Source organism: Bacillus sp. MUM 116 (genome assembly GCF_001866655.1).
Classification (GTDB): Bacteria; Bacillota; Bacilli; order Bacillales; family Cytobacillaceae; genus Neobacillus.
Genome location: NZ_MLYR01000083.1, coordinates 13,515 through 28,028 on the forward strand (window position 1 = coordinate 13,515; position 14,514 = coordinate 28,028).

The following is a 14,514-nucleotide window of genomic DNA, read 5'->3' on the forward strand; positions in this document are numbered from 1 at the left end:
CTGAAAATTGAAATTTTTAATGAAAAAAGCGTGACATATCCCCCTGTCTTAGGGTCGGTCGACTCAATTTATTTGAGTGTAACAATTCATTGCGAAGTAGTTTTCTAAGCTGTTCATCCGTTAACTCGCGTTTTTCTTTTTCGGCCTGATGTTGAATAATATTGGATTGTTGTTCTTTCACAAGGAATAGCTGTTTAATCCCAGCCATGTTGACTCCTTGATCGATTAAATCCTTGATTTCTAACAGCCGATCAATGTCATTTAAACTAAATAACCGCCTGTTTCCATCTGTTCTTGCAGGAAAAATTAATTCGTGTTCTTCATAATATCGGATTTGCCTTGCAGTTAATTCAGTTAGCTGCATGACTGTTCCGATGGGAAACAGTGGCATGGAACGGCGAATTTCTTTTCCGCTCACCTATCCTCGCCTCCCTTTTCGTAATTCATATTGTTATTATATTTGGTGTTAGAAAATATGTCAATCATATGTTAGGTTTTCTCACATGGTTTTTTAATTGAATTTGTATATTTTTTATAATAGGATGTACGGATTTTTAAATTTGGCTTATTTGCCCATTGTATATTATTTTTCATGGATGCAGGAACTAAGAGGGGGTGATTTGTTCCCGTGTGATTTATTTTTTTAATTTCTCGGGCACTGAGATCCCCTGTCAGTTCCCGCGCTACCATTTTTTCGCCTTCTCGGGCACTGAGATCCTCTGTCAGTTCCCATGCAAACCATTTTTTCTCCTTCTCGGGCACTGAGATCCCCTGTCAGTTCCCATGCAAATCATTTTTTCGCCTTCTCGGGCACTGAGACCCGCTGTCAGTTCCCGTACTACCTATTTTTTCTCCTTCTCGGGCACTGAGATCCCCCGTCAGTTCCCATGCAAACCATTTTTTCGCCTTCTCGGGCACTGAGATCCCCCTATCAGTTCCCATGCAAACCATTTTTTCTCCTTCTCGGGCACTTAGAACGCAGTTAGTTTTCATTTCAATCAATATCAAACATCCCCATACCAACAAAAAGGGCCGCCACCTATAGCAACCCTCAAAATGTCAGCTAATTTAAATGAATTAATCCTTTTTCAAGCAAACGATCCACAGCAAGACAAATCGCTATTTTAACATGCGAATAGGTGAGTCCGCCTTGGACGTAAGCTACATATGGAGGCCGGATTGGTCCATCAGCCGTCAATTCGATGCTTGCTCCTTGAACAAAAGTTCCGGCAGCCATAATTACATCATCCTCGTACCCAGGCATGTAAGCAGGATATGGAGTAAAATGTGAATTAATCGGGGAAGCGAATTGAATCGCCTGGCAAAAGGCAACCATTTTATCGCGATCATCAAATTGGACCGCTTGAATTAAATCCGTCCTCACCGAATCCCATTTAGGCGAAGAATTCATCCCTAATTTTTCGAGCATTGCAGCTGTAAACACAGCACCCTTCACAGCTTCTCCCACCACGTGCGGAGCAAGGAAAAATCCTTGATACATTTCCTGCAGACTGTAAAGCGAAGCACCTGCTTCTGCTCCGATACCGGGTGAGGTCATGCGGTAGGAACAAGCTTCCACCCACTGTTTTTTTCCAACAATATATCCCCCCGTTTTGGCGATCCCGCCGCCTGGGTTTTTAATCAGAGAACCTGCCATTAAATCGGCACCGACATGACACGGCTCCAAATATTCAACAAATTCACCATAGCAATTATCCACAAAAACAACGACATCATTTTTAATCTCTTTTACAAAAGCAATCATTTCCTTAATTTCGTCAATCATAAACGAGGGCCTTGTGGCATAGCCTTTTGAACGCTGAATCCCAATCATCTTTGTATTCGGTTTAATCTTAGCTGCGACCGCATCCCAGTCAACCGCCCCTTCGTTGGTCAACGACACACTATCATAAGAAATTCCAAATTCCTTTAACGAACCAACTCCGTTTCCACGAATCCCAACAATCTCTTCAAGGGTGTCATACGGTTTACCGGTGATGTATAAAAGTTCATCGCCCGGCCTTAGTACACCAAATAGAGCGATGGAAATTGCGTGAGTGCCGGAAATAATCTGCGGGCGGACAAGACCTGCCTCACCGCCAAATACTTCCGCATAAACTAATTCCAATGTATCCCGGCCGATGTCATCATAGCCATACCCAGTGGATGGGATGAAATGCGAATCACTCACTTTATGTTTTTGGTAACTTTGCAATACCCGAAACTGATTTACCTCAGCTCTTTCTTCAATCTTTTTATGTACATCAGCAATTTGCCTCTCCACATCATTCACAATTGACTGAAGCTTTTCCCCATTTTTCAACAGATGAAACATTTTGTATCTCCTATTCTAGACTTTAAATTTCTCTAATTGCCCTGTTATTTGATGATCCTGAAGCGAATATCCCCGGCATTGATAGCGCCCTGTTTCCTCATTAAAACGTAGATCGCGTAAGACAGTTTCATTTTTTAATAAAGAAAGCAGCTTTCCTTCCGTTGACGGGACCTCAACTTGATATGGAACCATTATATTAATAAGGACACTTTCCATTTTTCTTTTTAATGCATTTCGGTCCTCTTTGTCAAACGCACTGATAAAAACCGTTGGCGTTCCCGCGGTCGGAACAAAATCCGGATGCTTTGCATCCCTTTTATTATAAACGGTTAATTGTGGAATATCTTTCACTTCTAAATCTTCAAGTAGTTTATTGACCGTTTTTTCATGATGAAAATAATCGGGATTGGACATATCAACAACATGCAACAGCAAATCCGCTTCCTTCACCTCTTCAAGTGTAGAGCGAAAAGCGGCGATGAGGGTTGTCGGCAAATCTTGAATAAACCCAACCGTATCGGTAATCAAGGCCAGGAAACCGCTTGGTAAAATTAATTTCCTTGTCATCGGATCGAGGGTTGCAAACAATTGATTTTCTTCATAGGATTCGGCCTCTGATAGACGATTAAATAAAGTTGATTTACCGGCATTTGTATATCCGACAATTGCAACTTGAAAAGTCTTATTTTTCTTCCTCCGCTCTCTATAACGGTCCCGGTGTTGGACAATAACGGCGAGCTGCCCTTTTATATCATCAATCCTGCGGCGGATGTGACGACGGTCCGACTCAAGCTTCGTTTCCCCCGGTCCTCTCGTTCCAATCCCGGCACCAAGACGGGATAAGGCTGTTCCCTGTCCAGCTAGACGAGGTAATAAGTATTGCAATTGTGCTAGTTCAACTTGTAATTTACCTTCTTTCGAACGGGCTCTTCGGGCAAAAATATCAAGGATTAATTGGGTCCGATCAATGATTCTTGCATTGAGTTCCCCTGCCAGATTCCGTTTTTGGCTGGGAGAAAGCTCATCATTAAAAATCACTAAATCGGCTTCCAGCTCTTCACTTAAGGCTTTTAATTCTTCCACTTTCCCTTTACCAAGGTAGGTGGCAGGATGGATACGTTCCCGTTTTTGCAAAACTGAAATCAGTACCTCACCTTGAGCTGTTTCTGTTAAGGATGCTAATTCATCCATCGAATATTGAAAACGCAAATCGTCTATCTCTTGGGTTTGGCAGCCAACAAGGATTGCTTTTTCAATGACTTTTTTTGTCTCTGTATGTTCCAATCAACATTCTTCCTTTCCGAAAAGTTCTTTCCTCATCATACCAAAACCCTTGGGAATTCTCTAATTTCGTTCCAAAAAAATTTAGTTGATTAATCACTTTTACGTGATAAAATCATATATGTTTGTATGAATAATATCTATCTTTTGTATAGTGTCGACATACATGAAACTTTGAAATGAGATGAAAAGAGATGAAAAGAAATGACATGGGAAATACTGAGTATGATTGGCACTGTTGCTTTTGCCGTAAGTGGAGCGATTGTCGCAATGGAAGAAGAATATGATATTTTGGGCGTTTATATATTAGGAATTGTTACAGCGTTTGGTGGTGGAGCTATTCGGAACTTGTTGATAGGCGTGCCGATATCCGCCTTGTGGGAACAAGGACTATTGTTTGAAATAGCCATGGTTGCCATTTTAGCAGTATTTTTATTTCCAACTAATATTATAAAGCAATGGCAAAAATGGGGGAATTTGTTTGACGCAATTGGGCTTTCAGCATTTGCGATTCAGGGGTCGATTTATGCCTCAAACATGAACCACCCCATTAGTGCGATTATTGTGGCAGCAGTTATGACAGGAATTGGCGGCGGAATTATTCGTGATTTATTAGCAAGAAGGAAGCCTATTGTTCTAAGAGCTGAGATTTATGCGGTTTGGGCGATTCTCGCCGGGATTGTGATTGGTTTGAAAATCGCCTCACAACCTTGGGAATTGTACACATTATTCGGGATTATCACCGTTTTACGAGTCCTTTCTTATACCTTCAATTGGAAGCTGCCAATCCGCTCACTTGGAGCACATTAAAAATCGACGGATTTTATAACCGTCGATTTTATTATTTCCGCGTGCTTTTTGATTGGCTGATAAATGTCCTGAATTCGTGGATAAACTTTTCTTCGCTGATAAATGCCCTGGATTCGCCGATAAACTTTTCTAATTCGCTGATAAATTTTATTCGCATGAGGCAAGATGTAAATTTCACACAAACATCAAACATTTCAACGCCTAACTTCTCACATATCCTCTTCAAAAACTAAATCATTACTCCGCAATGTCATTAATTCATGACGGTCATACGAGTTGAGCATCAGTAACCTCATCGCCTGGGCACGGATTGATTTTTCGATAATGTTCCGAACGTAGCGTCCATTCGAAAAACCAGCCGGACTCAACACCGCTTTTACCCAAATTAAATGATCCATTACCTTTTTTTCTGCCTCATGACTGAAGGTATATTCTCTTTCAGTCAGCATTCGTTTGGCAATTTCCATCAACTGGTCAATGTTATAGTCTGGAAAATCAATCACAAGCGGAAACCGCGAATGGAGACCGGGATTTAACGTTAAAAAATAATCCATTTCACGAGAATAACCGGCGAGGATTAAAATAAATTCATGCTGTTTATCTTCCATATGCTTAACAAGCGTGTCAATCGCCTCTTTGCCAAAATCCTTTTCCCCGCCGCGGCCCAATGAATAGGCTTCATCAATAAATAAAATGCCTCCTTGTGCTTTTTTCACAAGATCCCGCGTTTTTTGTGCGGTATGCCCAATATACTCCCCGACGAGATCAGCCCGTTCCGCTTCAATTAAATGCCCCTTCGACAAAACATTCATTTTTTGAAACAGCTTGCCAATCAGCCTGGCCACCGTCGTTTTTCCTGTTCCGGGATTTCCTTTAAACATCATATGAAGGGCTTGTTTTTTCGCCTTTAACCCCATTTCTTCTCGCTTTTTGTTCACATAAATCCAGGCATAAATTTCTTTTATCATTTTTTTCATTTCTTCCATGCCAACCAAAGCACCAAGCTCTTCCTCTATTTCAATTAAGGCCGAATGCTCAGGGGGGATTTCCTTTGGAACAACTTGAAAATCTGGAATTTTTTTAGTTAACGTTTTTTTCTTTTGTGTATTGAGGACGACTCTTATTTGACCGTTACTTTTCTCTTGAAATGGTTGATCCAAAGCTTACACCTCTCAATCTCCAAACAGTGTGCGCACAAATTAGTCAATATTCCCTCAACCTATGTGTATTCAGTTTTTATGCTTTTTATTTTTAGAAAATAAAAAAGAGCCCAAATAATTGGACTCAAATTTATAAAAGGATTATTATTCTGCATTTAAATCAAGTTGAACGTTCCTTTGCGGTGCAAACGTTGAAATGGCGTGTTTATAAACTAATTGCTGCTTTCCTTCCGATTCAAACAGTACTGTAAAATTATCAAATCCTTTGATTTGACCCCTTAACTGGAAACCGTTCAATAGGAAAACTGTCACATGGGTATTATCCTTCCGGCATTGGTTTAAAAATTGGTCCTGAATATTAATAGTTGTTTTCATTTGTATATCCTCCTCTTTTATCTCTACTAATATGTATTCGATTTTACTTGTAGCTTTCCTTCAACATAATGTGAAATTTCCGTTAATTTTTTCGAAAAATTCTGCTCATCAGTTACATCAAACCATTGTACACTCATCTTGTTTCGAAACCAAGTTAATTGCCTTTTAGCATAGCGTCTTGAATTTTGTTTAAGGTTTTCAACCGCCTGCTCCAAGCTGATTTTTTCATCAAGATAGTCATAAACTTCTTTATATCCAATGGCCTGGATGGATTGGCAATCCCTTAATCCTTTATAATGGAGTTCTTTAACTTCTGTTAGGAGCCCTTCCGCCATCATTAAATCGACACGTTGATTAATTCGCTCATAAAGTTTTTCGCGGTCCATCGTTAATCCAAGGAGTGCTGTGTCGTATAGAAGGTTCGGTTGTTGTTCGCTTTGGACCTCACTCATGGTTTTGCCAGTACAGTGATAGATTTCAAGTGCCCTAATGACTCTTCTGACATTGTTCGGATGAATTTGCACCGCACTAGCAGAGTCAATTCGGACTAATTCTTGGTGTAAGGCCTCTGCCCCTTCACTTTTCGCTTTTTTCTCAAGCTCCATGCGAAATTTTTCATCTGCAGCAGCATCGGAAAAATGGTAATCATAAATGACAGACTGTATGTATAGTCCAGTACCCCCGACAATGATTGGAAGCTTACCTTTTTCGGCAATCTCGTTGATTTTATCGCGAACAAGCTGTTGAAATTCCGCAACTGAAAAACTCTCATCCGGCTCGCGAATGTCGATTAGATGGTGGGGAATTCCTTCCATTTCATCCGGCCTAATTTTCGCTGTGCCAATATCCATTCCATGGTAAATTTGCATTGAGTCTCCACTTATGATTTCCCCATCAAATCGTTTTGCCAATTCAATGCTGAGCTTTGTTTTCCCAACGGCTGTCGGACCAATAATGACTAATAATTTTTGTTTTGATTCCAATCTTTTCACACTGCCCTTATTCCATTTTTAAAGTAAACTCGCCGATTGGCAAGCCCTCAAGGGCGATGACAGAGGCGTAGTTGCACTTATGCGCAGGAAGATTTCTCCTCCTCATACTATCGTACCATATATTCAAAAAGCAGTTGAACATCAAATAAGTATAATCAAAAAATAACCTTTCTATGCATAAATTAAAAGTGAATTTTTTATGACAAATATATTTCCTTTTGTGGATAGTTTTTCAATTAAGATTACAAATGGGTAACGTTTCTTTTACAATCGACAAATTACCCCCAATTTCGTGGTAGGCTTATCCGTAGTTTATTCTGTAAGAATTCTAATGAAAAAGGTGAAAACATGTTATCTAATTCTGAAATTGGAATTGATTTAGGAACTGCTAATATATTGGTATATACAAAAAATAAGGGAATTGCTCTTAACGAACCCTCAGTGGTTGCAATTGATACGGTTACAAAGCGAGTTGTAGCAGTTGGGTCCGAGGCGAAAGAAATGATCGGGAAAACTCCTGAAAAAATTGTCGCAATCCGTCCATTAAAGGATGGAGTTATTGCAGACTATGATATGACGACGGAAATGCTTAAAGCAGTTATGCGGATGGCTTCAAAAAAGGGCGGATTTTCCATACGTAAACCAAATGTCGTGGTTTGTATCCCCTCCGGATCGACCAGTGTTGAGCGAAGAGCGATTCATGATGCTGTTCGAAATGCAGGGGCTAAAAAAATTAGTTTAATCGAGGAACCTGTAGCAGCTGCGATTGGTGCAGGCATGCCAGTAGATGAGCCCGTAGCAAATGTTGTTGTTGACATTGGCGGTGGAAATACTGAGGTTGCCATCATTTCGTTTGGTGGTGTTGTAGCTTGCCATTCGATTAAAGTTGGTGGTGACCGCCTAGATGAAGAAATTATTCAACACGTACGTAAAGTATATAACGTATTAATTGGGGAAAGAACTGCAGAAAATATTAAAATGGAAATTGGCTATGCCCTGATTGATCATGAGGAAAAATTCATGGATGTCCGCGGACGTGATTTAGTGACCGGATTGCCTAAAACCGTGAAACTATCATCCTATGAAATTCGTAATGCCATGAAAGAGTCTTTATTGCAAATTTTAGAAGCCATCCGTGCAACACTTGAAGATTGTCCTGCCGAGCTTAGCGGAGATATCGTTGACCGCGGCGTAATTTTAACAGGCGGCGGCTCTTTAATGAATGGCATGGAGGAATGGTTGAGTAAGGAGATTTTTGTTCCTGTTTCCCTTGCACCAAGTCCCCTCGAGTCGGTGGCGATTGGTACCGGAGAGTCTCTGAAGTATATTGATAAGCTGCAAGCATCGGCGAAATAAATAGTTTTAGAGGTTGAAACCTGTAGGACGGGTTCTGCCTCTTTTTTATTTTCCAGTTTAAAAAATATTTTCCGGATTCTATGGGTATTTTCCACTAGGGACATTTTATTTTCCAATTCCCACAATTTATTGTCCATTTCTTGGACTATAAAGCATCTTCTACCCATTCATACATATTTTTTTAATAACTCCGCTTAGCGGTTCCTTACTCATTGATTCCAACATATAATCATGGGTTTCGAAAGATAAATGTCTTGTTACATCATTCGGAACAATGACACAGCGGATATCGGCCTCTTTTGCAGCCTGCAATCCATTTAACGAATCCTCGAAGGCAACAGCTTCAGATGATATTAAATTACAATCGGTTAGAGTTTTTATATATATTTCTGGGTCCGGCTTCACTTTTTTTACTTCGTTTCTGGTATTTATCACATCAAAATACTCAATGATATTTAATGGTTTTATATGCCGGGCGACCCACTCTCTTGAAGAACATGATGCCAAACCGATTTTCAAATTAATTTTTTTAGCATCCTCTAGATATTCGATGACCCCTTCTCTAAGAGAAGGTTGTTTCATTTTTTCGTTATATTTTTCAAGAGCATGTTGTTTAATAAGGCCACAATCTAAACCTTCTCCAACTAACTCTTTAAGATATCTAAATAAAACATCACTCCCTGTACCAATACAGCTGGAATACTTTGATAATTCCAGTTCCACATGATGTGTTTCGAACAAAACCTCTTTTAATGCCTCGAACCAAAAGGACTCTGTATCAACTATCAAACCATCAAAATCAAAAATAATCCCTTTAATCATTAAACCATCTCCCTTACCTGCTTTTCCATTTATTATACAAATCTTCTGTCAGTCCTGTCCGATTAAGCCACGGAATTAAACACGATAACGGAAATAATAATTAAGATCATACCCACTTACTTCATATTTGACCATATAGATAAACTTATTTTCTCCCCAAAATAGGGAAATAATTCTTTCTATAAACAGTAAAGGGAAAATTTCTTTGAAAACATTCCAAAGGAATTTTCTCTTAAAAAATAACATCTAACACAAAAACAACAATCATGATGAGCTGAATGACCGCTTTTGCAAATGTTCCGCTTAAAAAAGCAATCAATGTAGCAACGGCCACTTTTAATGAGTCCTGGAGCGTTTTCTTTTGTACCAGCTCTGTGATTAAAACCAATACAAAAGGGACAATAATCACTCCAAAGGGCGGAATGACAAAACTCCCAACAATTAACCCAATAGTTGCCGCTCTCATCCCCCATTTGGATCCTCCTGCTTTGTCTACGAAGTGAAGATTCGCTAAATAATCCGCTAAAAATAACAAAATAGTCAGGAGGATAAGCATTGTCCAGGAAACCCAGGAAAGTTCATGTGAATTAATTCCAAATTGATAGAGCATAACGCCGCCCCAAATTAACAAAACCGAAGGGATAATCGGATAAACGAGCCCAACAAAACTAAAGATAAAAACGACAATGATAATAACCCAAAATATAATGGTCAGGATACCAGTTCACCTCCACTGCCTTATTTACAAACGTACCCTTAACAAATCTTACCACTATCCCGATTATTAGCTCAAATTTGTATCTCATTCTCTTTGTAAAGACCGAAATTATTAACTACAATTAAAGCTAACCCTATTTTTTAATAAGCGAGGCATTAAAAATGAAAATTGATTTACCGAAAATTTTAAATGACTTACCAACAAGGAATTTCCACGATATTTTTTATGAGGAAGACCCAGAACTGGAAATGTGTCAAATCATTGACTCCATTTTCGAAAATGAAGTAGTTGTTAGGGTACGATTATCAAATATGGTGATTAAGAATAGCAGATTTAATCACACCGATTTTCAAAATATCGATATAACAGATGTATGCTTTGAGAACTGCGATCTGTCTAACGCAAATTTGAGTAATTCTTCCATTCACCGGGTCGTCTTTAAAAATAGTAAATTATTAGGTGTGGATTTTACAGACTCTCGTTTTGGAAATGTACGGTTTGAAAATTCCGTTTTAAACCTGACAACTTTCGGAGAATCCAAGCTGGAAAAAGTAATTTTTCAAGATTCTTCATTGAAAGGAACAGATTTTTTTGACTGTAAACTCAAAAATATTGAATTTCAAATATGTAATCTGGACGATACAAACTTCGATCAAACACCTCTAAAAGGAATCGATATCAGTACTTCTCATTTTAATACACTTACTGTGTCAATGAATGATTTAAAAGGCTGTAAAGTATCCTCCTCTCAAGCAATTCAATTTGCGGCATTAATGGGGTTGATTATCAAGGATTAGGTTGGGTGATGAATGTGGATGAACTGCAAAGTAAATGTTGGCTAATTAAAAATGCATTTAATATTAATGTACAAGCGGTTGATCTTCAATTTGAAACGATTTTGCACATATCTGATGATGGTGACCCCTTAATTCTCGTTGAAGCACGAAAGAAAATCTATTGGGATCTTAAAAAAGCATTAGAAAAAGCAAATATAAATAGTTTTTGTTATCATACAGATTCGTTCCAACTATCCCATTTTGCAATGCCATTGTACGAGAAAGAACAGTTTCATGGAATGGTTTTGGTTGGACCTTTCTTGAATGAGCGGGTCACTGACTCATTTTTGTGGAAGGTAATGAGGAACAATCATCTTGAGAATAATTGGTTCCACCCGTTTGAGAAGTTTTATAAATCACTCCCCTATTTAGGACAATCATATTTGGCAATCGGAAATTTGTTAGTGAATATACTCGTTAACCCACATGTCGACTCCCAAATCATTACGACAAAAAACCAAAGTAATCATGATCAGCAAAATTTACAACAACAGGATTATTATTGGGATAGTTTGCAGGTGAAACTTAGGTATGAGGCAGAAAAGAAATTTTTACATTTTATCGAAACTGGTGATCAAGAAAATGCCCGGAAAGCATTTCTAGAATTTACGGGTGATTTTTCCTATAGAGTGCCGGGGAATCCACTGCGTGCAAGAAAAAATATTACCTTTTCCAGTAATACAATGTTTAGGATCGCTGCAGCTAAGGGAGGCGTTGAACCTGAATATTTACATTCAATTTCAGAAAAATTTGCCTTTAAGATTGAGGCAGCAGTGTCAATGTCCGATTTAAATGCGATTGATTTTAGCATGATTGAAGAATATTGTTATGCAGTTAGGAATCTTACAGTTAAAGGGTATAGTTCGGTCGTAAGGAAAGCTTTAATGCATATAAATCTCTACTTTAAAGAACCAATAAATGTGCAATCTGTAGCAGATGAAATTGGATTTAATCGAACCTATCTCACAAAAAAGTTTAAAAATGAAATGAATATAAGTGTAATTGATTATATACATAAAAAGCGTATCGAAGAGGCCATTTTCCTTATCGAACAGGGTCGATTATCTATTACAGATATTGGTATTCAAGTAGGTTTCAGCAGCTATAATTATTTTTGTAAAGTTTTTAAAGAAATAACAAGAATGACAGCTACTGAATATAAAAACAGCAATCAGTTACAAATAGAGGCGCATGATTAAACACATGGCCTCTTTTTTATATTTTTTTCAATACCTTTAAATCAAAATTCTTTTTTAAAAATATTAATCATTTGAGTGCATTTTTATATAAAAGTCAACAATAATGGATGTTAAAACGGACTCAAAAAGCTAAGATGATTTTATACTTTGTACCAGTCGATTCCCTAAAGACGGGTTGAATAAATGATTAGCCACCTGGGATAACACATTCAGAGAAGGGTAGTTATCATGAGTGGATCGAGCTAAAAAGTATTACAGGAGGTATTTAAATTGGAAGGTAACTATAAACAACCCAATTTAGAAGTCAGAGTCAAGAACATCATTGAAGTGGATGGCTTAAAATTTAAAGATTTGAATAATAGCGGGAAATTAGATCCTTATAAAGATTGGCGTTTGAGCCCAAGAGAACGTGCAGAGAACCTTGTCTCTTTGATGAATCTCGATGAAAAAGTCGGGATGATGCTGATTAATACACGACAGATGGGACTTACTCAAAAGGATAAGAGTAAGACCAGTCATGATGGTGTACTAGATGAAGGGATTGTTGAAAAGGGTGAATCTATATTTGCCGTTTCAAAAATCCATGGAACCACGCATACCATTGAAAACATGCATTTGCGTCACTTCATTCTGCGAGACAATTGGGGCCCGGCTGAAATGGCAGAGTGGATAAATAAAATGAATGAAGTTTGTGAAGGAACACGTCTTGGTATTCCTTGTTTAATCACATCAAATTCAAGAAACGAAAATGGAGAATCCATCTTTGGTATGAATGATGCAGTAGGGATTTTTTCTACTTGGCCAGGAACTTTGGGACTTGCTGCTGCAGCTAAAGGCGATATAAAAAATGGAGGTGATGCATCGCTTATTAGCCAATTTGCCGAAATAGCACATGATGAGTGGGATGCTACTGGAATCCGAAAGGGTTATATGTATATGGCTGATACCGCCACAGATCCTAGATGGCAGCGGACGTATGGCACATTTGGTGAAGATCCGGAATTTAATGCTAGTGCAATAGGCCGAATCATTGACGGATTTCAAGGGAAAACAGTTGGGAATCATAGTATTGCCATGACAACGAAGCATTTCCCTGGCGGTGGTGCAAGGGAAAATGGCTTTGACCCTCATTATGCAGAGGGAAAATGGAACTTATATCCAACTCCAGGAAGCTTAGAAAAATATCACTTGCCTCCATTCCAGACAGCGGTAGACCATGGCACTTCTTCGATTATGCCTTATTATTCTATACCAAGTATCAAAAAGAGTGTGGTTCAAGAATTTGAAGGCCAGGATATTCCGTTCGAAGAGGTTGGATTTACCTTTAATCATTATTTCTTACAGCATATCCTTAGAGGAAAACTAGGATTCAAAGGCTATATCAATAGCGACAGCGGTGTCACGAATAAAATGAGCTGGGGCGTTGAAGATAAAACTGAGGCTGAACGTTTTGCTAAAGCCGTCAATGCAGGTACAGACCTTGTTGCTGATACAAATGATATTGAAAACCTTAAACTAGCAATCCAAAATGGATGGATTAGTGAAAAACGAATTGATGAAGCAAATGTACGACTCCTTACAGAAATGTTTACTTTAGGGTTATTTGATGATCGTACCTATGTGTCACCAGAAAATGCTACGGCAGTGGTAAGTACCCCAGCCCATTGGGAAGCTGCTTATGAAGCTCATAAAAAGTCGGTTACCGTTCTTAAAAATAGTAATCAAACATTACCTTTGACCACTGAAAAGCTTGAAGATAAAAAGGTTTATGTGGAAGCTTTCCACAAGGAACCGGAACGGGCAGCCACTTACACAGAGCAAGCAAGGAAGGAATGCCAAGAGCTAGGACAGTTTACTTTGACTGATAACTATGAGGAAGCCGACATAGCGATCTTGTTATTAAGTCCAAAATCTGGAGCATATTTTAATGCGACACCAGGACTTTTAGAACTAGAACTATGCGAGAATAAGACATTAACTGCGTTGGACGGTTCACCGTACGAAGAAACTACTTTGAGCAATATGGATCATCTAAAGAAAGTTTCGGACAGTCTCCATATTCGTGGTGGAAAAGTCATTATGAGTGTTAATGTCGTTCTTCCGTGGATCCTTGGAAATGTCGAACCTCTGGCAGATGTTTTAATTGCTGGGTACGATACCTTCTATAAAGCACAGTTTGAGGTTATGGCAGGTAATTTCCGCCCAGTAGGTGTTTTACCGTTGACATTGCCTGCTAGTGAAGCAGTCATTGCCGTTGATGAAAACGGCGATTGTGTGTCTCGAAATGATGTACCAGGCTATGATAAGGACAAATACATGCCTGAAGGACTCACATATGCATATAAGGATAGCGATGGCAATATCTATAAACTTGGTCATGGGTTAACATTTTAATATCAGTTAAGTTCGTTACCCAACAACTTACTTAAAATAAAAAAGCGTTAACCTCTGATTATTTAGGGGTTAACGCTTTTTTATTTTAAATAACCTTTTAAAAGCCTCATCATTTTGATTAAAAATTGATGGTTTTTATTTTGTGAAATCATCTCTGTTGTTTAAAATGAATTCAGGCATTTTCCGCTTTTCTTTCCATTATTTTTTTGAAGTTTCAAGCAAAACTTGGTATTCAA

14 protein-coding genes are annotated in these 14,514 nt (G+C 38.5%); 5 read left to right on the plus strand and 9 right to left on the minus strand.

Annotation, left to right across the window (positions count from 1 at the left end):
* Positions 1–16: 16 nt before the first annotated feature.
* From BIV60_RS18820 to hflX, 4 genes are all read right to left on the minus strand, one after another.
* A complete protein-coding gene (locus BIV60_RS18820) occupies positions 17–391 on the minus strand; it encodes a MerR family transcriptional regulator (protein WP_177177343.1) in 375 nt (124 codons plus the stop codon).
* Between the two features lie 98 nt (positions 392–489).
* A complete protein-coding gene (locus BIV60_RS18825; protein WP_071357250.1) occupies positions 490–762 on the minus strand; it encodes a hypothetical protein in 273 nt (90 codons plus the stop codon).
* Positions 763–1,063: 301 nt separating this feature from the next.
* Positions 1,064–2,335 carry a methionine gamma-lyase family protein gene (locus BIV60_RS18835; RefSeq protein WP_071357252.1) on the minus strand — a complete coding sequence of 424 codons (1,272 nt, stop codon included), beginning with the start codon at positions 2,333–2,335 and terminating at the stop codon, positions 1,064–1,066.
* Positions 2,336–2,350: 15 nt separating this feature from the next.
* The gene (gene hflX, locus BIV60_RS18840) at positions 2,351–3,619 is read right to left on the minus strand and encodes a GTPase HflX (protein ID WP_083402323.1); all 1,269 of its coding nucleotides are present in this window, start codon (positions 3,617–3,619) and stop codon (positions 2,351–2,353) included.
* Between the two features lie 201 nt (positions 3,620–3,820).
* Between hflX and BIV60_RS18845 the strand changes: the two genes are divergently transcribed.
* A complete protein-coding gene (locus tag BIV60_RS18845) occupies positions 3,821–4,426 on the plus strand; it encodes a trimeric intracellular cation channel family protein (protein WP_071357253.1) in 606 nt (201 codons plus the stop codon).
* 209 nt (positions 4,427–4,635) lie between these two features.
* On the opposite strand, the gene spoVK is transcribed toward BIV60_RS18845, so the two are convergent.
* The 3 genes from spoVK to miaA form a co-directional block, all read right to left on the minus strand.
* Positions 4,636–5,586, minus strand: a complete 951-nt coding sequence (gene spoVK / locus BIV60_RS18850; RefSeq protein WP_071357254.1) for a stage V sporulation protein K — start codon at positions 5,584–5,586, stop codon at positions 4,636–4,638.
* Positions 5,587–5,730: 144 nt separating this feature from the next.
* Complete coding sequence (gene hfq, locus BIV60_RS18855; protein WP_026574980.1) at positions 5,731–5,961, minus strand: RNA chaperone Hfq; 231 nt, start codon at positions 5,959–5,961, stop codon at positions 5,731–5,733.
* Positions 5,962–5,987: 26 nt separating this feature from the next.
* The gene (gene miaA / locus BIV60_RS18860) at positions 5,988–6,944 is read right to left on the minus strand and encodes a tRNA (adenosine(37)-N6)-dimethylallyltransferase MiaA (protein ID WP_071357328.1); all 957 of its coding nucleotides are present in this window, start codon (positions 6,942–6,944) and stop codon (positions 5,988–5,990) included.
* A 357-nt stretch (positions 6,945–7,301) separates the two neighbouring features.
* Between miaA and mreBH the strand changes: the two genes are divergently transcribed.
* Positions 7,302–8,309 (plus strand): rod-share determining protein MreBH, encoded by a 1,008-nt coding sequence (gene mreBH, locus BIV60_RS18865; RefSeq protein WP_071357255.1) that lies wholly within the window; start codon positions 7,302–7,304, stop codon positions 8,307–8,309.
* A 159-nt stretch (positions 8,310–8,468) separates the two neighbouring features.
* Here the strand turns inward: mreBH and BIV60_RS18870 are convergent, their stop codons facing one another.
* On the minus strand, positions 8,469–9,131 hold the full coding sequence (locus tag BIV60_RS18870; RefSeq protein ID WP_371261562.1) for an HAD family hydrolase: 663 nt from the start codon (positions 9,129–9,131) through the stop codon (positions 8,469–8,471).
* Between the two features lie 232 nt (positions 9,132–9,363).
* Positions 9,364–9,849 (minus strand): DUF456 domain-containing protein, encoded by a 486-nt coding sequence (locus BIV60_RS18875; protein WP_371261564.1) that lies wholly within the window; start codon positions 9,847–9,849, stop codon positions 9,364–9,366.
* 161 nt (positions 9,850–10,010) lie between these two features.
* On the opposite strand from BIV60_RS18875, the gene BIV60_RS18880 reads away from it, so the two are divergent.
* From BIV60_RS18880 to BIV60_RS18890, 3 genes are all read left to right on the plus strand, one after another.
* A complete protein-coding gene (locus BIV60_RS18880) occupies positions 10,011–10,646 on the plus strand; it encodes a pentapeptide repeat-containing protein (protein WP_071357257.1) in 636 nt (211 codons plus the stop codon).
* An 8-nt stretch (positions 10,647–10,654) separates the two neighbouring features.
* Complete coding sequence (locus BIV60_RS18885) at positions 10,655–11,884, plus strand: helix-turn-helix transcriptional regulator (RefSeq protein WP_256218469.1); 1,230 nt, start codon at positions 10,655–10,657, stop codon at positions 11,882–11,884.
* Positions 11,885–12,154: 270 nt separating this feature from the next.
* The gene (locus BIV60_RS18890; protein WP_071357259.1) at positions 12,155–14,278 is read left to right on the plus strand and encodes a glycoside hydrolase family 3 protein; all 2,124 of its coding nucleotides are present in this window, start codon (positions 12,155–12,157) and stop codon (positions 14,276–14,278) included.
* Positions 14,279–14,514: the final 236 nt, after the last annotated feature.